The 20,875-nt window shown below is 42.8% G+C and carries 17 protein-coding genes, 2 pseudogenes and 1 riboswitch; of the genes and pseudogenes, 10 read left to right on the top strand and 9 right to left on the bottom strand.

All coding sequences use genetic code 11. The features are described from left to right. Positions 1 to 50 precede the first annotated feature (50 nt). The 3 genes from FS666_RS02795 (at position 51) to FS666_RS02805 (ending at position 5,152) form a co-directional block, all read left to right on the top strand. Positions 51 to 626, top strand: coding sequence for a Uma2 family endonuclease (locus FS666_RS02795; protein ID WP_144461005.1), 576 nt, complete (start codon positions 51 to 53; stop codon positions 624 to 626). 406 nt (positions 627 to 1,032) lie between these two features. Then, positions 1,033 to 4,116: an efflux RND transporter permease subunit gene (locus FS666_RS02800; RefSeq protein ID WP_144461004.1), complete on the top strand. Its 3,084-nt coding sequence runs from the start codon at positions 1,033 to 1,035 to the stop codon at positions 4,114 to 4,116. A 64-nt stretch (positions 4,117 to 4,180) separates the two neighbouring features. Beyond that, positions 4,181 to 4,343: riboswitch (yybP-ykoY riboswitch) on the top strand. Positions 4,344 to 4,381: 38 nt separating this feature from the next. After that, positions 4,382 to 5,152, top strand: coding sequence for a TerC family protein (locus FS666_RS02805; protein WP_144461003.1), 771 nt, complete (start codon positions 4,382 to 4,384; stop codon positions 5,150 to 5,152). Between the two features lie 228 nt (positions 5,153 to 5,380). Here FS666_RS02805 and FS666_RS02810 read toward each other — a convergent pair whose 3' ends face one another. Continuing rightward, on the bottom strand, positions 5,381 to 5,581 hold the full coding sequence (locus tag FS666_RS02810) for an alpha/beta-type small acid-soluble spore protein (protein WP_144461044.1): 201 nt from the start codon (positions 5,579 to 5,581) through the stop codon (positions 5,381 to 5,383). A 178-nt stretch (positions 5,582 to 5,759) separates the two neighbouring features. Between FS666_RS02810 and FS666_RS02815 the strand changes: the two genes are divergently transcribed. After that, the gene (locus FS666_RS02815) at positions 5,760 to 7,121 is read left to right on the top strand and encodes a TrkH family potassium uptake protein (RefSeq protein ID WP_144461002.1); all 1,362 of its coding nucleotides are present in this window, start codon (positions 5,760 to 5,762) and stop codon (positions 7,119 to 7,121) included. A 40-nt stretch (positions 7,122 to 7,161) separates the two neighbouring features. Beyond that, positions 7,162 to 8,148 (top strand): diaminopimelate dehydrogenase, encoded by a 987-nt coding sequence (locus FS666_RS02820; RefSeq protein WP_144461001.1) that lies wholly within the window; start codon positions 7,162 to 7,164, stop codon positions 8,146 to 8,148. 71 nt (positions 8,149 to 8,219) lie between these two features. Here the strand turns inward: FS666_RS02820 and FS666_RS02825 are convergent, their stop codons facing one another. After that, positions 8,220 to 9,989: a B12-binding domain-containing radical SAM protein gene (locus tag FS666_RS02825; RefSeq protein ID WP_144461000.1), complete on the bottom strand. Its 1,770-nt coding sequence runs from the start codon at positions 9,987 to 9,989 to the stop codon at positions 8,220 to 8,222. Between the two features lie 344 nt (positions 9,990 to 10,333). Next, a complete protein-coding gene (locus tag FS666_RS02830) occupies positions 10,334 to 11,356 on the bottom strand; it encodes an acyltransferase family protein (protein ID WP_144460999.1) in 1,023 nt (340 codons plus the stop codon). A 119-nt stretch (positions 11,357 to 11,475) separates the two neighbouring features. Between FS666_RS02830 and FS666_RS02835 the strand changes: the two genes are divergently transcribed. Together FS666_RS02835 and FS666_RS02840 are read left to right on the top strand one after the other, a co-directional pair. Then, entirely contained in the window at positions 11,476 to 11,982 is a 507-nt protein-coding gene (locus FS666_RS02835) for a methylated-DNA--[protein]-cysteine S-methyltransferase (RefSeq protein ID WP_186306483.1), read from the top strand. A gap of 126 nt (positions 11,983 to 12,108) precedes the next feature. Next, a complete protein-coding gene (locus tag FS666_RS02840; protein WP_144460998.1) occupies positions 12,109 to 12,369 on the top strand; it encodes an aspartyl-phosphate phosphatase Spo0E family protein in 261 nt (86 codons plus the stop codon). A 33-nt stretch (positions 12,370 to 12,402) separates the two neighbouring features. On the opposite strand, the gene FS666_RS02845 is transcribed toward FS666_RS02840, so the two are convergent. Further along, positions 12,403 to 14,559, bottom strand: coding sequence for an ATP-dependent Clp protease ATP-binding subunit (locus FS666_RS02845; protein WP_144460997.1), 2,157 nt, complete (start codon positions 14,557 to 14,559; stop codon positions 12,403 to 12,405). Between the two features lie 200 nt (positions 14,560 to 14,759). Between FS666_RS02845 and FS666_RS02850 the strand changes: the two genes are divergently transcribed. Further along, entirely contained in the window at positions 14,760 to 15,797 is a 1,038-nt protein-coding gene (locus FS666_RS02850) for a YkvI family membrane protein (RefSeq protein ID WP_144460996.1), read from the top strand. Positions 15,798 to 15,827: 30 nt separating this feature from the next. Here FS666_RS02850 and FS666_RS02855 read toward each other — a convergent pair whose 3' ends face one another. From FS666_RS02855 to FS666_RS02865, 3 genes are all read right to left on the bottom strand, one after another. Beyond that, a complete protein-coding gene (locus tag FS666_RS02855) occupies positions 15,828 to 16,526 on the bottom strand; it encodes a DUF8580 domain-containing lipoprotein (RefSeq protein WP_144460995.1) in 699 nt (232 codons plus the stop codon). Between the two features lie 42 nt (positions 16,527 to 16,568). Next, positions 16,569 to 17,180, bottom strand: coding sequence for a CPBP family intramembrane glutamic endopeptidase (locus FS666_RS02860; RefSeq protein WP_144460994.1), 612 nt, complete (start codon positions 17,178 to 17,180; stop codon positions 16,569 to 16,571). Between the two features lie 201 nt (positions 17,181 to 17,381). Continuing rightward, entirely contained in the window at positions 17,382 to 17,573 is a 192-nt protein-coding gene (locus tag FS666_RS02865; RefSeq protein ID WP_120071833.1) for a YkvS family protein, read from the bottom strand. A gap of 610 nt (positions 17,574 to 18,183) precedes the next feature. On the opposite strand from FS666_RS02865, the gene FS666_RS02870 reads away from it, so the two are divergent. Further along, positions 18,184 to 18,969 (top strand): SDR family oxidoreductase, encoded by a 786-nt coding sequence (locus tag FS666_RS02870; RefSeq protein ID WP_144460993.1) that lies wholly within the window; start codon positions 18,184 to 18,186, stop codon positions 18,967 to 18,969. A gap of 16 nt (positions 18,970 to 18,985) precedes the next feature. Continuing rightward, positions 18,986 to 19,852 (top strand): annotated as a pseudogene (locus FS666_RS02875) (NAD(P)-dependent oxidoreductase); the annotation flags it as partial. Positions 19,853 to 20,036: 184 nt separating this feature from the next. Here FS666_RS02875 and FS666_RS02880 read toward each other — a convergent pair. Beyond that, on the bottom strand, positions 20,037 to 20,498 hold the full coding sequence (locus tag FS666_RS02880) for a YkyB family protein (RefSeq protein WP_120071827.1): 462 nt from the start codon (positions 20,496 to 20,498) through the stop codon (positions 20,037 to 20,039). A 185-nt stretch (positions 20,499 to 20,683) separates the two neighbouring features. Next, a pseudogene (locus FS666_RS19645) lies at positions 20,684 to 20,875 on the bottom strand (ISLre2 family transposase); the annotation flags it as partial.

The following is a 20,875-nucleotide window of genomic DNA, read 5'->3' on the forward strand; positions in this document are numbered from 1 at the left end:
AGGAAGTCTTCATGGTATAATGGGTAAAAATTTGGTTTGAGGTGAGTTTGATGTCATTGCCGATAGAGAACCGGATTCACACTTATGCCGATTATTTATCGTGGCCGGACAATGAAAGAATCGAAATCATTGATGGTAGCCCTTATTTTCAAGCTGCACCTTCAAGAATCCATCAGGAAATATTATCGGAATTGCATCGGCAGATAGCCAATTTTTTAATAGGAAAGGAATGTAAAGTATACCCGGCTCCGTTTCACGTTGTATTTGATTTGGAAGATGAAGCGAATGGTTGGGAGAATAGTAAGAACGTATGTGAACCAGATATCTCGATAATTTGTGATCAATCGAAATTAGATGACAGCGGCTGCAAAGGAAGTCCGGATCTGATTATCGAAATCATTTCACCTTCAACAGCCAGAAAAGATAAAATAGAGAAATTTAATTTATATGAACGGGCGAAAGTGAAAGAATATTGGATTGTGGAACCACAGGAAAAAATAGTCAGTGTCTTTACACTGGAGGAGAACCAAAGATATGGCCGTCCAGATCTTTATACAGAAGTGGATCAAGTAAAGGTATCTATTTTTGATGGGCTAAACATAGATTTAGCATCGGTTTTTGCATGATAGGGGAGCCTCGAAAGAGGTTCCTCTGTTTTTTTTCAGAGAAAGTATAAGATGTTTTAGCTTTAAAATTTTGAACAAATCCTTTTGTTGTCTAGCTTCGACGGACAGGAGGTCCTAGTGCCGCCGGCGCCACAGGACGTGGCGCTTTAAGGCGGCCAGCGCCTATCGACTAGCAGACTTCGCGCCTCCTCCTACGATAAGTCAACATCGGCTCGTACCTCGCCGTGTTTCCTTTATCTCATTGCGGAATGCTCCAGTTTGTACGTCGCTAAACGGGCGCTTGCGCTTTTCTTAACCGTATTTGTGAAAAAGCTCAATTCACGGCAGGGGAGTATAAATATTAAATACAAAACTGTTATAATTAACAGTTAGTAAATCGTTCTTTTATCCGAAAGGAGTTTCGTTCGTGAACTTAAGCAATTTTGCGATAAGGAGACCTGTTTTTACGATTGTCACAATGTTCCTTGTCATCATCCTTGGGGTTGTTTCATTGTTAAAAATCCCGCTCAAATTGATTCCTGAAATCAATCCCCCTATTGCGGTAGTGGTGACAACTTATGAAGGAGCAAGCCCGACTGAAGTTGTTGAAAAAGTGTCAAAACCCCTGGAGGCGAATTTGGCAACGCTCCCGGGAATTAAAAATGTGCAGTCTTTTTCAGAGGAAGGCTCGAATTTAATTGTACTTGAGTTCACATGGTCAACTTTGATTGATGATGTCCAAAATGATATTTTGCAGAGGATCGATCAAACGCCTGTCCCTTCCGATGCGTCCAAACCAAGGCTATTGAAATTCGACCCTTCACAATTTCCTGTCATCCAACTCTCATTGAAGTCAGATAAGGATGAACAATCATTGAGAAAGCTTGCGGATCAATTGACGACCGAGCTGACGAGAGTTGAAGGCGTTGCCAACGTAAATGTGACCGGAAAGCTGACGGAAGAGATCAACATCACTCTTGATCAGGATCTTTTAAAAAAATACGGTCTTTCGCAATCGGATATTGTTAATCTGATCCAGGCAAATAATATTTCCATGCCCGGCGAAACGGTTCTGACGGATGGAAAAGAATTGACGACAAGAATTATCAGTTCTTTGCATTCAACCAAGGAGATCGAAAAACTGGTTGTCACGGCTGATCCATTGACCGGCGAGAAAATCAGGATCCGAGACGTAGCAGATGTGAAACAGGAGAAACAGGATGAAAGAATGATCACAAGAACGGATGAGCTTCCTTCTGTCCTTCTAAGTGTTTTGCAGGAATCAGACGCGAACACGGCCAATGTTTCCAAAGGATTCCAAAAAGAATTAAAAACATTGTTGAAGAAAGATCAATTCAAGGATATTGAAGCGAACGTCCTATTCGACCAGGGTGACTACATCCGCATGGCCATCGGCAATATCGCCTCATCGCTTTTGATCGGGGGAGCGTTGGCCATGCTTGTCCTGTTCCTGTTTTTAAGGAATGTAAAAAGCCCGATCATCATCGGCATTGCGATTCCCTATTCGGTTATTGTCACATTTGTCCTGATGTTTTTTGCTGATTTTGCATTGAATATTATGACGCTTGGAGCTCTTGCCCTGGGAATTGGAATGCTTGTCGATAATGCCATTGTCGTCATTGAAAATATATACAGGCATCTCTCCATGGGAAAAGATCCAAAGACTGCAGCAAGGGAAGGGGCAAAAGAGGTTGCAGGTGCCATCACAGCTTCGACTCTGACAACCGTTGCCGTCTTCCTGCCGGTCGTCTTTATCAGCGGGCTTCTTGGCCAATTGTTTAAAGAATTTGCTTTTACCATTTCGTTCAGCCTCTTTGCTTCACTGTTTGTAGCGTTGACAGTCATTCCGATGCTTGCAAGCAGATGGCTGAAAACGCCGAAGGGGGATTATGAGGCAAGAAGGCGCAGGTCCAAACCGATGAATTTCCTTGACAGGACAGTTCGCTGGTCTTTGAGGCACCGTTTTTTCGTACTGTTCACATCGCTGCTGTTATTCGTTGGAGGGGGTCTGGGCTTATTTACGGTCGGTATGCAATTTCTTCCTCCGACAGATGAAGGGTTTTTCAGTATTAATCTGGAATTGGAAAACGGCTCAGCCCTTTCAGAAACGGAAAAAGTTGTCGGAGCGATTGAAAATGAACTGAAAGATGAGATAATCGTCGATACGTATGTCAGCCTGATCGGATCAACACAGGAATCGTCATTCCAGGGAACCTCTAAAAGCAATACGGCCGAAATGTATATCAAGCTTAAGCCGTTGGGTAAGAGGGACGAATCCGTATTTGAATTTGTAGACGGATTGAAGCCGAGGCTTGAAGATAAGGTTGAAGATGTTAAAAAGGGAACAGCCATCAAGTTCAATGTGGATGCGGCATCAGGGCTCACACCCCAGACATTGACGTTTAATGTCGGTGATACAGACAAATCCCGGCTTGATGAAAGCACTGATAAAATATATGCCGCTCTTGAGAAATTGAATCATGTAACGGATTTGTCCACAAGCTCAGGTGATACGGTCGAAGAGATCCAAATCATCGTTGACAGGGACAAAGCCCTTGAAGCAGGACTTGCACCTGGACAAATTGCATCGGCAGTGAATGATGTGACCAGAGGAGTGCAGGCGACTCAGATTATCGGCGACAGTTCTGATGTATACGGGGTTTATGTAAAATATGATAAGAAAATCACAAGGGACATCGACAAACTTAAAACTCTTTTGATCAAAACACCTGGCGGTGGTTATGCGGAACTGAAGGATGTCGCAAAAATTAAAACGGGCACCGGGCCTGTGGAAATTCAAAGAATCAACCAGCAGGATTCCGTTGAATTCACTTTAAAATACGATACGGGCACAAATATCGGCGATATGTCCAAAAAGGTAGAAGAAACGATTGCTGATTTGAATTTACCTGATGAGACCGAAATCACCTTCAGCGGTGAAACAGAACTGTTGGAAGACTCGTTCAATGACATGATCATGGCCTTTGTACTGGCGATCATTTTAGTTTACATCGTAATGGCCGCACAATTTGAGTCTTTCAAATATCCGTTCGTCATCATGTTCACAGTACCGCTTATGGCAATCGGAGTGACAGCCGCGCTTGTGATGGCAAGGATCCCGCTCAGCATACCTGCTTTGATCGGAATCATTATACTTGCAGGGATTGTGGTGAATAATGCCATTGTGATTGTCGATTATATCAATCAAAGGAAAGCGGCAGGCCTTTCAAGCTATGAGGCCCTCGTCGTATCGGTCAAGGACCGGGTCCGTCCAATTCTTATGACTGCATTGACAACGATATTGGGGCTGGTACCCTTGGCCCTGGGCCTTGGGGAAGGCACGGAAATGAACCAGCCCATGGGTGTCGCAGTTATCGGGGGTTTGATCAGCAGTACATTCCTTACTCTGTTCGTGATTCCGGTTGTTTACAGCCTGTTTGACCCGGAAACAAGAAGGATGAACAGGAAGGAAAAGAAAACGCGGGCATAGTTTCAATTTTTCATTGCTTTTTCATCAATTATAAATTATAATGAAAAAAACAACATAAGCTTGACTTATAGTCAAAGGGGAGTAGCATCAAATGAGCTTTATTGGGCTTATTTGAAACAAAGTCGTCAATTCGTGAAGAAATTCACCGGCTTTGTTGGCATGAACATGTCCAGCAAGACCTTTGCCCATCGGGCAAGGGTCTTTTTGATTTTCCGATAAAGGCTGCCGATGGGAATGTTGATCATTTTCGCGGGAGGGGTTTTATTTGGAATTATCAATGATGTTGGAGTATTTGTGGGTGCTTGTTGTACTGGTCGGCCTGGAAGGAATATTGGCAGCGGACAATGCAGTCGTCATGGCTGTCATGGTGAAGCACCTTCCAAAAGATAAGCAGAGGAAAGCCTTATTCTATGGTTTGTTCGGCGCCTTCCTCTTCCGTTTCACGGCATTGTTTTTAATTACGTTTTTAGTTAATGTATGGCAGGTTCAAGCAATTGGTGCAGCCTATTTGTTATTTTTGGCTGTTCACTACCTCCTTAAAAAGTATACGGGTGCCGAAAATGAAAAAAAGATAAAAGAAGAAAGCAAAAGCCGGTCATTTTGGTTCACTGTCTTCAAAGTGGAAGTGGCTGATATCGCATTTGCAATTGATTCAATGCTTGCTGCAGTGGTGCTTGCCGTTACATTGAAACCGACGGGATGGTTTCAGATTGGAGGCATTGACGGAGGACAATTTCTTGTGATGCTGTTGGGCGGACTAATCGGGGTCATCATCATGAGATTTGCGGCGAATTCTTTTGTAAGCCTGTTGTCTAAATATCCAGGCTTGGAAACATCCGCCTTTTTGATTGTCGGATGGGTGGGGGTAAAACTGGCAGTGCTGACATTGTCTCATCAGAAGCTCGGTATATTGAACCCTCACTTTCCGGAATCGTTTGAATGGAAACTGACATTCTGGATTGTCCTTATCCTCATTGCAGTTTCTGGTTATGTTACGTCAAAGAAAAAGGCCGTTCTTCAATCTTCAAGTAAATAAGTAATGGAGCAGTCCCTGTATTTTGCAAAAAGCAGGGACTGCTTCTTTTATTGCTCTTAACGAAAGTATAAAGTTTAGCGAATTTTCTCTTCAAACAAAGGTTGCGTTATGTCCAGCTCCAGGAGCCATCGGCGCAAGGATCAAGCCGAATTGCTGTGGTGGCTGAGAACCTGCCTCTCGCAATTCGTCTTGTGCTTGTCGCCGATAAGCGGGCGCCTTGCGCTTTTCTTATTGCTGTTTATTGCCGGATAATTGTGACTGTGCCTGTTTGACGAGGCGCTTTGTAATTTCTCCGCCTACGGATCCGTTTGCTCTGGCAACAGTATCAGATCCAAGAACAACTCCAAATTCCTGGGCAATTTCAAGTTTCACCTGATCCAAATATTGTTCGATGCCAGGAACGAGTAATTGATTGCTTCTATTTGCCATCATCTTTCCTCCTTAAAAAGCTTTATTGATAGTATGTTCGGGAAAGAAAAAAGTAATGCTGGAACATGCTGTATGTTTTTTGGTACATTTGGGATACAAAAAAGGTAGATCCCCCTTTCCATTCAACGGCATTTTGCTTATTATGGAATAATGAATAAATACAGAGGAAATGAGAAAAATGAAACCATTCCATAAACGAAGGCTTTACAAAATGTCGCTGACACCTTTTCGGGTATTGGTCTCTTATTACTTTTTGACGGTTGGTGTCGTAGCGATCCTTCTAAGTCTTCCGGTTTCCAGGCTGGAAGGTGCGGACTGGTCTGTGATGGATGCTATATTTGTCGCAGCCAGTTCAGTCAGTGTGACCGGCTTGACAACTGTTGATTTATCCGAAACGTTTTCGGTCACCGGGATTTTTATTTTGATCTTCGCCCTTCAGGTCGGGGGCATTGGGATTATGACGATCAACACTTTCTTCTGGCTTTTGTTTGGCAAGAAGATCGGATTAAAACAAAGGCAATTGATTCAAACGGATCAAAATCAATTGAATTTGTCAGGGTTGGTCAACCTGCTCCGGCAAATTCTTTATTTGATTATACTGATTGAGACAATGGGAGCCCTTGTTTTGGGAACCTATTACATGAACTATTTTGAGGATCCCGGGGAAGCTTTTCTCCAAGGATTGTTTGCTTCTGTCAGTGCCACGACAAATGCCGGATTTGATATTACCGGTGAATCTCTGATTCCATTTGCTCATGATTATTTTGTTCAATTTGTAACAATGATTTTGATTATTCTTGGGGCAATCGGATTTCCGGTTTGGACGGAAGTAAGAAAATTTTTATTTTATAAAGGAACAAAAACAAAGTTTCGCTTTTCTTTATTTACAAAAATTACGACTGCAACCTATTTCATTTTGCTCGTTGTTGGGACGGCAGTCATTTTCGCGCTTGAATTCAACGAATTTCTATCCGGAAAGTCGTGGCACGAATCTTTCTTTTATTCGCTATTCCAATCAACTACAATGAGAAGTGCAGGATTACTAACGCTGGACATCAACGATCTTTCGACTCCGACCATTTTGTTTATGTCGGCGCTTATGTTTATCGGGGCATCTCCCAGCTCTGTCGGAGGCGGAATCAGGACGACGACATTCGCTTTGAATATTTTATTTCTCATTCACTATGCGAGGGGACGCAGGACGATAAAAGTGTTTAAACGGGAAATCCATCATGATGATGTGATCAAATCACTTGTTGTATTGATGCTCGCCGTCATATTATACGGCTCATCTGTTGTCATTTTGTCGGCAACTGAAGATGTCAGCCTGATATCAATCATTTTTGAGGTGGCTTCCGCTTTTGGAACCTGCGGGGCTTCCATGGGGATCACTCCGGATTTGACTGTATTTGGAAAATGGCTGCTCATTATATTGATGTTTATCGGCCGAATAGGCATATTGTCATTTTTATTCATCATGTCGAGCAACGACAAAGCACCTGACTTCCAATATCCAAAGGAACGAGTCATAATAGGTTAGAAACGAGTTTTATCAGATGTTTGTCAAGGAGGATGAAAATATGAACCGCAAAATTAGAATTGGCATCAACGGCTATGGAAACCTGGGCAAAGGGGTGGAATTTGCCCTCAGGCAGAATGAAGACATGGAGCTTGTCGCCGTCTTTTCGCGCAGGGATCCGGAAAGTGTGGATACGCTGGATCCATCCGTGAAGGTTTTACATATTTCTGAAGCGGAAAAATATAAAGACGAAATCGATGTAATGATTTTGTGCGGAGGGTCAGCAACGGACCTCCCTGAACAAGGGCCGAATTTTGCTAAACTTTTTAATACGATTGACAGCTTTGATACGCATGCGAAAATACCGGAATATTTTTCTGTAATGGATGAGGCAGCAAAGTCCGGAAATAAAACAAGCATTATTTCTGTCGGCTGGGATCCGGGGATGTTTTCCATGAACCGCCTGCTCGGGGAAGCGATACTTCCTCAAGGTGAAACCTATACGTTTTGGGGAAAAGGGCTCAGCCAAGGACATTCCGACGCTATCAGGAGAGTGGAAGGAGTAAAAGCCGGTGTCCAGTACACGATTCCGATCGAAGAGGCGGTCAACCGTGTCAGAAATGGTGAGAACCCAGAACTTTCCACAAGAGAAAAACATTTGCGGGAATGCTTCGTTGTGGCAGAAGAAGGGGCTGATAAGGAAAAAATTGAACGCGAAATCAAAACAATGCCCAACTACTTTGCTGATTATGACACAACTGTCAATTTCATTACTGAAGAGGAATTGAAAAAGAACCATTCTAAAATGGTTCACGGCGGGTTTGTTATAAGGAGCGGAATCACAGGGGAGAACACAAGTCAAATTGTCGAATACTCCCTGAAATTGGACAGCAACCCTGAGTTTACTTCCAGCATTTTGGTCACTTATGCCCGGGCTGCTTATAAAATGAACCAGGAAGGGCAAACAGGAGCGAAAACCGTGTTTGATGTCCCACTGGGGCATTTGTCGCCAAAATCTCCGGAACAATTAAGGAAAGAACTTTTATAAAAAACAAAAAGCCGGCACAGGGCCGGTTTTTTGTATGTTTTCCATTCATTGACTCAAATGATGACTAATTTTTACGCTAATTTTGATAAACTCCCCATATTTAATGGATAAAATGAAGATTTTCCGCTGGAAGGGTCGAAATAAACCAGCCCGTAGGAATCCTGTGGTATGATCTTTCCGGATTCCATATATTCTCCCAGCAAAAATGGGAACTTTTCAATCACAGTATGCTTGTAAAGGTCACGCTCGTTCAATCCGAGTCCGGAAAACGCCTGGCCTGCCAAGGTGCTGTTTTCATTAATGGCGGAATAAAGTCCGGAGCGCTCCTCCTTGCTCAAAGAAGAAGAGTTGTCCCACCAGGCTTTTCTCGGTTTATAACGGTGGTTCAGCAAATAGTCATATTTCATCAACCCCTCAGCCAGTTCCCTATTCCGGATTTCTTTTTCATTCAAAAACTGAATTAACCTTTTATAGAGGTCTTCAAGCTGATGACCGATTCTTGACCATCCCTGTTCGTCCCAGTAAGAACCGAAGTTCTGGAAGAAATCAAAAGGAGTATCAAAACAGGAGGATGTGATATAGTCCACTGCATGATCCATTCTATGGTCATTCCAGTATTTTTCCAGAACATCTTCCACCTGCTTGATTTTCATGACATCTTCAAAACTAAGTACATTATTTTGCAGAATTTCGTAAGGGGAATGGTCCATATAGACATAACCGAACTGTTTGGCAGATATCCTTAATCCTGTACCGCGCAGCATTTTTAAAAATCCGAGCTGAAGTTCTTCCGGTCTTAAGGCGAATACATCATTAAATGTTTTTCGGAAGGAATGGTAATCTTCTTCCGGAAGTCCGGCGATCAAATCAAGGTGCTGTAGGATTTTTCCGCCTTCCTTGACCATTGTCACTGTCCTTGTCAGCTTTTCAAAATTCTGCCGTCTTTTTACCAGCTCATTCGTCAGATCATTTGTGGATTGCACACCGATTTCAAAACGAAATAACCCCGGAGGTGCATTTTTATTTAAAAAGTCGATGACTTCCGGGCGCATGATGTCACCCGTGATTTCAAATTGAAAAACAGTGCCCGGCACATGCTCATCGATCAAAAATTGGAACATCTCCATGGCATAGCTTCGGCTTATATTAAATGTCCGGTCAACAAATTTAATTGTTTTTGCGTCGTTAGCCATCAAATATCTGATGTCGTCTTTTATCTTGTCCCTATTAAAATATCTCACGCCCACTTCAATGGATGAAAGGCAGAATTGGCAGCTGAATGGGCAGCCTCTGCTCGTTTCAATATAGGTGACACGTTTGGAGAGATTGTCCCTGTCTTCCGGAAAGCGGAAAGGGGAGGGAAGTTCCCGAAGGTCGACTTTGTCTCTTATCGGGTTAATGACAGGTTTTCCGTCTTTCATAAAACCAATGCCTTTAATATCGTCGGTATTCGTTCCATTTTTAAGTGCGTCAAGGAGCACCTTGAATGTTTCTTCACCTTCCCCGATAACGATAAAGTCGATTTCATTTAAGCGTTGCAGCCAATAAACCACATCATAGGAAACTTCCGGGCCTCCCAGGATAATTTTGACATTGGGCATGATTTTGCGCATGATCTGAATCACTTTGACCGTTTGTTCTATATTCCAAATATAGCAGCTGAAGCCGACGACATCAGGCTTTTTGGCAAATAGGTCCGTCACTATATTTAAGGCGGGATCATTGATTGTGTACTCAGCAATTTCAATATCATGATCAGGGGCCGCATACGCCTTTAAGTAGCGTATGGCCAAATTTGTATGGATAAACTTCGCATTAAGCGTACTTGCGATTACTTTCATTTCGTTCGCAGCTCCTTTTTCCTTCACTACTTCATCCATTTTATCGAAGAAAAAAGAAAACTACAATTTGTGATAAAAAAAGCAGGAATTTTTCGAACTATAGCGAATTTAGGTAAAAGATGAACAAGAAAAGCGCAAGCGCTCGTTTAGCGACGTACAAACTGGAGTGCCTCCGACGAGATAAAGGAAACACGGCGAAAAATGAGCCGATGTTGACTTATCGTAGGAGGAGGCGCGAAGTTTGCTAGTCGCTGAGCGCTGTAGCTAGACAAAGATAAGTTATCCACAGACATGAAATTTTTATAATTTCCTGGCGATAAAAAAAGAGCGAATCAATCGCTCCATCAAAGTGAACTGTATTCATTCCGCAGCCGGTTTGCAGCATGCTTTAGCTTTGACCACTTCATTTCTATAATCGGCTGGGTGAGGCTCGTTACAAATTTACTCGAAAGGAGGGCGGTCAACAGAAGACTGACTATTAATAATAAAGGTAATGCCTGCACTTGATCTACGTAATCCTCAAGGCCACTTCCCCTAAATGTACGTACAATGAATCCGTGCAGCAAATAGACGTACAGTGTATTTCTTCCCCAGTTCGTAAAGAAGAATTGCCTGCGAGGAACAAATGCAAAAAAACATGCAGTCATCGCAAATTGGACCATGTATATTCCCGCCCGCTGTAATATTCCAAAAATCTCCGCGCTATGAAATTCACTATATGCTTTTGAACCAAAGAACCACTTTTCATTCAGGTCAGGGAAACATAGGATGCCGACGGCTACGATAAACATGACAATGAGCGCGGCAACTTTTGCCTTTGGCTGGATGAGTTTCTTGAAATCTTTTTTGCTTAAAAGATAACCTGTTAAGAAAAACGGAAAGAAGACAATGGTTCTCGACAGGCTGAAATAAGTTGAAATCCAGTCAAAGTAGCCTGCTCCAAGACCGGCCAAAAGAGTGATGGCCAAAGCAATTCCGGGTTTCATGCGGCTGAAGGCCAACAGCAATATATTCCAGCAAAAAAGGCTGATTAAAAACCAAAGGGACCAATGCGGCTGAAAAAGTTCCAGTTTAAAGGTATCTTTGCTGTGCAAAAAATAGTAAAATACGGCGTAGGCAATTTGGAATAAAATATAGGGCAGAATCAGTTTTTTGGTGATTTTGGCAATATAGCCCTTTTCATAAATGCCTTTGGCGAAGAAACCCGAAATCAGAATAAACGCGGGCATATGAAATGTGTATATGAATTTATATAAAAAGGAAATGAACGAACTTGTTTCAATATAGGATTGAAGGAAGTGCCCAAATACGACCAGAAAAATCAACAAGATTTTGGCGTTGTCAAAATAATAATCTCTTTTTTTCATCAGTGATCACCTACATACCAAGTTAGTCACTATGCATTTTCCCTTTACACGCATTCACAAACATTACGTTTTTGTAACAAATAAAAAAAGTAATATAAGTGGATAAGGAGTCTAATACAATGGACAGAAATTTTACGACAAACAAATTTTATTATACAGAGATGGACAGTTCAATAGGTAAACTCTTTCTAACCGCTGCAGATTATGGAATGACAGGTATTTATTTTAAAATGGATGATGTCCCGGAATCGGTAAAAAACAATATGGATGGAGGAAGGGATCATCCGATTCTACGGGAGGCTGTCAATCAATTATCGGATTATTTCCATGGTAAAAGGCGGGAATTCTCTGTTCCTCTTTCTCCTGAAGGAACGGACTTCCAGAAAGCTGTGTGGAATAAACTGTTGGAAATTCCTTATGGAGAAACCCGGACATATGCTGAAATCGCAGCTTCCATACAAAATGAAAAAGCAGTGAGAGCGGTGGGACAGGCAAACAGGGTCAACCGATTGCCGATATTGATCCCATGCCATCGGGTGATTGGAAAAAATAGCAAATTAACAGGTTACGCGGGGAATCAAGTCGACAAAAAGGAACTCCTGTTAAAATTGGAAGGTGCTCTATGATCAAAATGAAAAAATAATCTTATTTTTGTCCGAATAGTGTCAACTTCTGGATATTTATTTACATTGATGTATAGTTTTGAGATAATAGAAAAGTTGAAAAGAATGGATGGCGGAGGTAAGTAACACATGTGCAACAGCAGTAAGGATCAAAGCACTTTTTTGGCAAAGATTCAACGAAAACGGGAAGAAATGTTCATTCTAGGCGAAAAATACGGATTGAGCGCAGATGAAACGATTACCTGCAGCCGTGAACTTGACCAGCTTTTGAACGATTATTATCATAATTTTCAATCGACACCCTCTGCTAAGACAACAAACCAAAGCCGCAAACAATCGTTTGTAATATTCTCAAAACCGTATCCTGCAAGACATGTACAAACATCATGAAAACTGAATAAATGAAAAAAAGAGACTGCCCAATTAGGCAATCTCTTTTTGTTTTACGATGATTTTATCGTTCTCCACGACAGCTTGAAGCTGCTCGGCATCTTCATTTTCCAAGATGAAATCTGCGATTTGATCTTCAAGCTGTTCCTGGATCGCACGGCGCAGCGGGCGTGCACCAAACTGTGGATGATATCCAAGGTCCGTTAATTTTTCTTTCACTCCGCCTGAGATGTCAATGGACAAGCCTTGTTCAGCCAAAGTATCGGACATTTCCCGGAGTAGAAGATCTACAATTTTCAATAAGTGTTCTTTCTCCAGCTTGTGGAATTCTACAATTCCGTCGAAACGGTTGAGGAATTCCGGCTTAAAGAAAGATCCGAGTGAATCGAGGATGCTCGTCTCTTTTAGTGCATCGCTTTTATCAAATCCGACTTTGATCTCTTTTACGCCTGTTCCGGCATTGCTTGTCATAATGATAACAGTATCTTTGAAGCTCACTGTTCTGCCCTGGCTGTCTGTCAGACGGCCGTCTTCCAAAATCTGCAGGAACATATGCTGTACATCTGGATGTGCTTTTTCAATCTCATCAAGCAAAATGATGCTGTACGGATTGCGGCGTACTCTTTCGGTCAATTGTCCGGCTTCCTCGTGTCCCACATATCCTGGAGGAGATCCAATCAACTTGGATACGCTGTGTTTTTCCATATATTCGCTCATGTCCAGGCGGATATAGGCATCTTTTGTTCCGAAAAGTTCCTCGGCCAATACTTTAGTCAATTCTGTTTTACCTACTCCTGTCGGTCCTACGAAAAGGAATGATCCGATCGGGCGGTTTTTCGCCTTCAAACCGGCACGGCTGCGGCGGATGGCTTTGGCCACTTTCTGAACCGCTTCTTCCTGGCCGATTACTTTGGAAGATAGATTGTCAGCAAGTTTTTTCATTTTCTTTTGTTCATCCGACTCAAGCTTTCCGACTGGAATTCCTGTTTTCACAGCGATGATGTCCTGAATATGCTTAACATCCACAACCATCCGTGGTCCGGCTGAGCCTTCATTCAATATTTTCTCCAATTCCGCTTCTTCGTCGCGGAGTTTTGCGGCAGTTTCATAATCTTCTTTGGCAAGTGCCGCCTGTTTTTCTTTTTCCACTTCAGCGTAACGCCGCTGTGCTTCTTCCTTGCTTGGTTCATTGATCATCAAGTTTAACTTGGAACCTGCTTCGTCCATCAAGTCAATGGCTTTGTCCGGCAGGAAGCGATCCTGGATGTAGCGGCTTGACAAGTCGACGCATGCCTTGATTGCTTCGTCTGTGTAAGTCACATCATGGAAGCTTTCATATTTGTCTTTCAAGCCTTTTAAAATTTCCAGCGCTTTTTCCCTGCTTGGTTCGCCGACTTGCACCGGCTGGAACCGTCTTTCCAATGCCGCGTCTTTTTCAATTTGACGGTACTCTTTTAATGTAGTGGCCCCGATGACTTGCAGCTCACCTCTGGCCAACGCCGGTTTCAAAATGTTGCCGGCATCCATGGAGCCTTCGGCTGATCCGGCACCGACAAGCAAGTGAATCTCGTCGATAAATAGCAAGATGTTTTTGCGTTTTTGAAGTTCAGCGATCAGCTGCTTCATCCGCTCTTCGAATTGTCCTCTGATGCCTGTATTGGCAACGAGAGAAGCAACATCCAGCAAATAAACTTCCTTGTTCTTTAATTTGGAAGGTACACTGCCTTCGATAATCTTTAAGGCGAGGCCTTCGGCGATAGCAGTTTTACCAACACCCGGCTCACCGATCAAAACAGGATTGTTTTTGTTCCTGCGGTTCAATATCTCGATGACCCGGTTGATTTCCTCGTCACGTCCAATGACAGGATCGATCAATCCCGCTTTGGCTGCATCATTCAAGTTGCGGCCGAACTGATCTAAGAATCCCCCGCCATGTCCTCCAGCGGTCCTTTCCTGGACTTTTCCATTCATGTTTGGATTAAATATATTTTCTCCTGCACCCGGGAATCCTTTGAAAAAGTCATCAAATCCCCCGAATTGATTTCCGAAAGGGGATCCTCCCATTGCTCCCAGAGCTTGTTTTTCATTGGCATAGCAGGTGGAGCATAATGCCAAGGTTTGTTTTTGTCCATTAATATTTACGTGGAGATGAACGTTAGCATTTCTTTGATTACATTTGCTGCATAGCATATGCATCTAACCTCCATTATTTAGTTTGATCATTTTTGACCATTTAGCGATTAAAAAACAGGTAAGTTGTTTGACCAACTTTGACCTTGTGATTTCATTATACACTGACCTTTTTTGACTTTCAACCCATTTGATCAAAAAAATTTATTTTTTTTGGGCCTGTCTCATATGGATAAAAGGAGGGGAAAGGAGCGTGTCTGTTGAGAAAATGGTCAGAGGCTTTCCAGGTCGCTTCAGTCTATGTGGGAACAATAGTAGGAGCGGGATTTGCAACGGGGCGCGAGATCGTCGAATTTTTTACACGCTTCGGTTTCTATGGCACTGCCGCCATCTTTCTGGCGGGTGTCCTGTTTATTGTGCTGGGTTCTAAAATCATGCTTGTCGCGATTGATATCAGGGCAAAGTCCTTTGAGCAATTGAATGAATATTTGTTTGGGCGCCGCCTCGCTTTGGTCATGAACATTTTTTTAATGCTCATGCTGACGGGAGTATGTGCTGTCATGCTATCCGGTGCGGAGGCATTGTTTACGGAACAGCTTCGGCTGCCGCCGCGTACAGGCTTGGTCTTTACAGTAATTCTTACACTTATTGTCATGGCTGCCGGGGTGAAAGGGTTGTTTGCGGTCAATACATTTGTTGTCCCGATGATGGTTGTTTTCAATTTCCTTGTTATGCTCCTGGTGATGAATACAGGCAGCCGGGTTTTTGCACCTGTGGTTTCATCAGGGTGGGAAGAAGGAGGGAAAGCAGTCTTGTCGGCTTTTTCATATGCCGCATTTAACCTTGCCTTGGCCCAGGCGGTTCTGGTGCCGATGGCAGCTGAGATCAAGGACCGTACCGCTGTAAAAAGGGGAGGGGTGATCGGCGGCCTGCTACTCACTGTCATTCTTTTATCAAGCCACATATCACTTGGAACGCTGTCTGATCCTGCAAGTTTTGACATCCCGATGGCAGTGATTGTAGAAGGGACAGCAGGCACACTTTATTTCTTATATCTTCTTATTATATATGGGGAGATTTTCACATCGGTGATCGGGAATTTGTACGGGCTGGAAAGGCAGATACGGAGTTATTTGCCTATCCGCAGCCTTTGGATCTATATTTGCCTTTTGTCTGTTGTTTATGTCATAAGTCTTGTCAAATATGGGACCTTGTTGGAAATCTTATATCCTTTGTTCGGGTATATCAGCATCGGGTTTTTATTTTTGCTGTTGATCAAGCCGGATAAAGCCCGGTGAATTCACTCACCGGGCTTTAGCATGTCCATTTCACTTTTTTTCAATCGTTTCGGCCATTTTTAAGAAAGGATCTTCCGCATTTTCTTTGACGGGTGTAAAAATTGTCAGTTTCAGCAGCCAATCTTTTTGCGGGATGAGGTATGCGCTGACTTTTTCATTTCCATTATCAGCCGTAAAGCCGGCTGCGTCTTTCAGCCACTCGTGCCCTTGCGGCTTGGCCTCTTTTATATCGGAGCTGACAGATTCAAGCTGCGATTTGGCTGTTTCAATTTCATCATTTAATTCTGCGTCGGCCGGAAGGAGCTCAATCCGCATAAACAATGCATCGTTCTCTTTCAGGTAGAGGACATCTTTTCGCGGTTCCTCGCCGGTCAGTTCATAGTCCGGGAGTACGTATAGGGAATAGTCCTGATTGTCGCTCTCCTTTAAAAAAGCCGTTTCTTCTTTTTCCTCGCCTTTCACTTGATAATTGAGGTTTTTTTCCATCAGACGGATCTTGTCTGATCCTCTCCCGGTTTCATTTTCCTTTTGATCTTGTCCATCTGGGGATTCATCATCAGATTTGCCTTCACCGTCCTGTTGTTTGCTGGTGCCATCGTCTGCAGTTTCGGTGTTTTCTTTTCCATCACTGCCGCCGCTTCCGGCATTTTGCTCTTTTTTTGTTGTCCCGCAGGCTGAAAGCATGGCAGCGGCAAGCAGGAAGATGAATAATAACTTCATTTTTTTCATTTTAATAGCCTCCTGTATAATGTTTTTCAAAATATGATTTGCCTAATATAAAGGGAAGATCATCAATAATAACAGGTCAAACGTCAAATGTGAAAAAATGACAAGAGGTATGCTTCGTTTCCATAAATACAAGGTTCCCCAGACAAGGCCGCTCACGAAAGCGGCTAAGGCCAATATGGGATATCCTGAGAGGAAAAAGCCCGCTCCATTCAGCAAGGCGGCGCCGATTACGGCTGCTGCAGGGCTTAGCAGTCTTGTCATCCTTTTAAGGACAAACCCTCTCCAAAAGATTTCTTCTCCGGGAATCATGATAAAAATAAGGACGAGGTAATGCCAAATGAATTTAAAAGAAAAAAAGTTGAATAGCGATGCAACCTGGTTGTCCAATGAGCCCGGCAAAACGGATAATATCCGGTTCCCCGCAAAAAACAGCAAATAAAGGGAAATTCCCGACCAAAGCCCGTGTTTGATATAGTCCTTTGCCGGCACTTCATCGTCAAGCTGTTCATTTACGATTGTATAGCTGATTAAAAATAAGAGAGTGGCCGTATATAAATACCAAAATACATCCTTTCTGTCGAACGTGACATAGATGAGCAGGAAAGCAAAGAATATGCCTCCGATTAATTTTAAGTCAACCCATTTTTTAAACATGCAGCAGGTTTGGTTCCTTTCCTAATTTCTATAACCTTTTGAGAATATGAATTCATTCTAACGGAAAAAAGAGTATTCTTCCAATCCTATTCCGGCAAAGCTGTGGCTTTCAATAGAGATATAAAGGGGGAGAAGTCAAGCTAAAAAAGCAAGCATGTTCGCTTGCTTTTTTAATCTAATCTTGTACGCCTGCACGTTGTTTCAAAGCTTGACTGATTCATTGATAATTTTATAGTTTTTATGGTTAATGACAGTTTTTTCTTCCAGTTCGAGATCACGGTAATTTTTCATATATGTCAAGTCTACAATTACCGAGTTTTCATTTATTTTTTCAACTATTCCTCTAAGGCCGTCCTTGAATTCAATGAGGTCACCGACTTTAGCAATTTTCATTGGCTTCTCCCCTTTATTTTTTATCTAGTTTGCACTATTTTTAATAAAAGTGCAATCGTAAAAATAATAACGGTTCCTTCCATGTACACATGCACGGATGTTGTAACAAAAATGAAATAAAAAAATTTTTAAAAAAAGAGGTTATTTGGTCAAGTTTTGGGTAATAAAATACTAATCATGGCTGATTGGAATTTTCTAGTAGTCATGTCAATCTCATTTTTCCCCCTTTTATTGGAAGACTTTGTGTCTTCCTTTTTTTTCTGTAAAAGAAAGTATAAGCTGATATGAAATTTTTTTTCAAAAGAAGCCTTTCTTTGTCCAGCTCCAGCGCCCAGCGACTAGCAAACTTCACACTCCTCCACTACGATAAGTCAACATCGGCTCGTACCTCGCCGTGTTTCCTTTATCTCATTGCGGAGTGCTCCAGTTTGTACGTTGCTAAACGGGCGCTTGCGCTTTTCTTAATGTGTTCTTCCCGGTTACCGCAGCTAAGCTTCACGTTTTTCTCATCCGGAATTCCTCTTCTGTTTGCCGGGTCTATTCAGGCGATTGCAGGTTGATTCTTGTGCTATACTTGTGACAGGAATGAAGGGAAAAGGAGATGAGAAATTTGGATTTGGGTTTGATAGATAAAAAGGCCCTTGTCATGGCTTCCAGCCAAGGTTTGGGAAAAGCCATCGCTGAACAGTTTGTCCGGGAAGGAACAGACGTCATGATTGCCAGCCGGAGCGAGGATCAGTTGAAACAAGTGGCGAATGAACTTAATCGCTTACAGGGCGGCAAGGTGGAATACATACGCTGTGACATCACCAATCCCGACGATATCAGGCGCACAGTCAAACATACAGTTGATGTGTTCGGAAGAATCGATATATTGATTAATAATGCCGGCGGACCGCCGGCCGGAAGTTTCGAAGATTTGAACGATCAGGACTGGCAGCGTTCTTTTGAGCTGAACCTGCTATCATATATCAGGGTGATTCGGGAAGCGCTCCCATTTTTAAAAGAAAAGGGCGGCAGAATCATAAATATCGCTTCTTCCTCGATCAGGGAACCCATTCCCGGACTGATTTTGTCCAATACATTCAGGCTGGGCATCGTGGGGCTTTCAAAAACGATTGCAGATGAATTTGCCAAGTATAATATTCTTGTAAATACGGTGGGCCCCGGAAGAATTGCAACCGAAAGAGTAGAGCATCTGGATGAGGCACATGCCCAAAGGGAAGGGGTCTCCTTAGATGAGATAAAAGCACGGTCAAAGAAAGACATTCCTCTTGGAAGGGACGGAAAGCCGGAGGAATTTGCAAAAGTTGTCGTTTTTCTTGCTTCAGAAGGAAATACATATATGACAGGCAGCACATTTGTGGTAGACGGCGGAAAACTAAGGTCCATTTAAAAGGGAGGCTGTTCAGCTAATGGAGAAAAAAATCGGTTTTATTGGAATCGGTGTCATGGGGAAGGCGATGGTTCGCAATTTAATGAAGAACGGTTATCCCGTCTTCATCTATACCCGCACAAAGGAGAAAGCTGAAGATTTGCTTTCGGAAGGGGCACACTGGAAAGCGTCACCTAAAGAAGTTGCTGAAGAAACAGATGTCATTATTACAATGGTGGGCTATCCACACGACGTAGAAAGCGTGTATTTTGATGACAACGGAATTTTTGCAGGAGCGGGTAAAGGAAAAATTGTCATTGATATGACGACTTCCACTCCGACGATGGCCAAAAAAATCTTTGAAGAAGCGGAGAAGCTTGGAATGGATGCTTTGGATGCACCTGTTTCAGGAGGGGATATAGGTGCCAAAAACGGAACCCTTTCCATCATGGCCGGAGGAACCGAAGAGGCCTTTAATGAAGTCCGCCCCATTTTTGCGGTACTTGGCAATAATATAGTATTCCAGGGAGAAGCAGGAGCAGGCCAGCATACGAAGATGTGCAATCAAATAGCGATTGCGTCCAACATGATTGGTGTAACCGAAGCCCTCGTATACGCGCAAAAGGCCGGTCTTGATCCTGAGAAAATGCTCTCATCCATCAGTACAGGAGCAGCAGGAAGCTGGTCCATGTCGAATCTCATTCCGCGGGTATTGAAGGATGACTTTTCACCAGGGTTTTTTATCAAACATTTTATAAAAGACATGGGAATCGCCCTTGATGAAGCGAAGAAAATGGGATTGGAGTTGCCTGGTCTTGCGCTTGCCGAAAAGATGTATAAAACTTTGGCGGAAAAGGGCGAGGAAGACAGTGGAACACAAGCCTTAATAAAATATTGGAGATAGTCCCCGTAAACCCGTAAAGCCGCTGACAAAAAGTCAGCGGCTTTACGGTGTAATAAGAACTAGAATACTGTTTTTGCCAAAGCCTGTCCCCTATACGGCGGTTCGAACGGGCTAAGAAGGACATTACACAGCAAAAAGGATGCAAGCGGTGTGCCGGAATCAAGCTGCTGACACATGGATTCGATTAAAAAAAGCTGTCACCCAGTTTTTTAAACACGGGCTTCTGCTGCTTTCTTTTTTGATGTTCTTGTCTGGGTTCTTTGAGACCGGTATATTCTTGAAGGAGTTGTTTCGCTTTACTTAGCGACATGCATGTTTTTGGATTGCGGGAATGTTGATCAAGATGGCCTAAATGAGGTAATTGTTCAAAATCTTCCTTTGTAGGCGGAATATGAAATGTATAATCGCCGCATTTGACTAAAACATCCGATTGCTGTTGGCTGAATCTCGGGTTTCTTGAAAAATGCAGCCCTGCTTTGGATGCTTTCTTTTCCCTGATCATTTTTTCAAGCGCCTGTTTTTTCAGGCTGTAAAGGAATTTCGGATTAAGGGCTGTCTTTGCGTGTCTGTTGACCGTGAAAATAGCTTGTGACAAGTTCTCGATTGTCGGTTCCAGTGGAGCTGTTCTTCTGGTTTCCTGATCCACAAATGGGCTCTCCTTTCTTTAAATGATGAAATTTACATATAATTATATCATTATGCGTCTGGAATGAAAAGACGTGCCTTGTTAAAGTTTGAGTCAAGTATTTGTGGGCAGAAATTTTCGCCCTTTAATTTTGTAAGCACTTTCATACTTTCAGGGTTCTCCAAAGCCGACTATTTTTTCCATTTTTAAAAACCTGATAGCCCTTTTAAAGCACGGTATACGGGAATGTTTGCTTTTTGGCTTAGGTATGGCAGATTGCCCCTTACAGCTTCACCGACTGTACTTTTTAGCTTCTCCCGGTAATACCTTGGCGGTTTCTCCTCTTTCTCCTCTGTCCATGTCTCCACCTGACCAATCAATGTACGGAGGGATAGTTT

This window comes from Siminovitchia fortis, assembly GCF_007681465.1.
GTDB classification, from domain to species: domain Bacteria; phylum Bacillota; class Bacilli; order Bacillales; family Bacillaceae_C; genus Siminovitchia; species Siminovitchia fortis.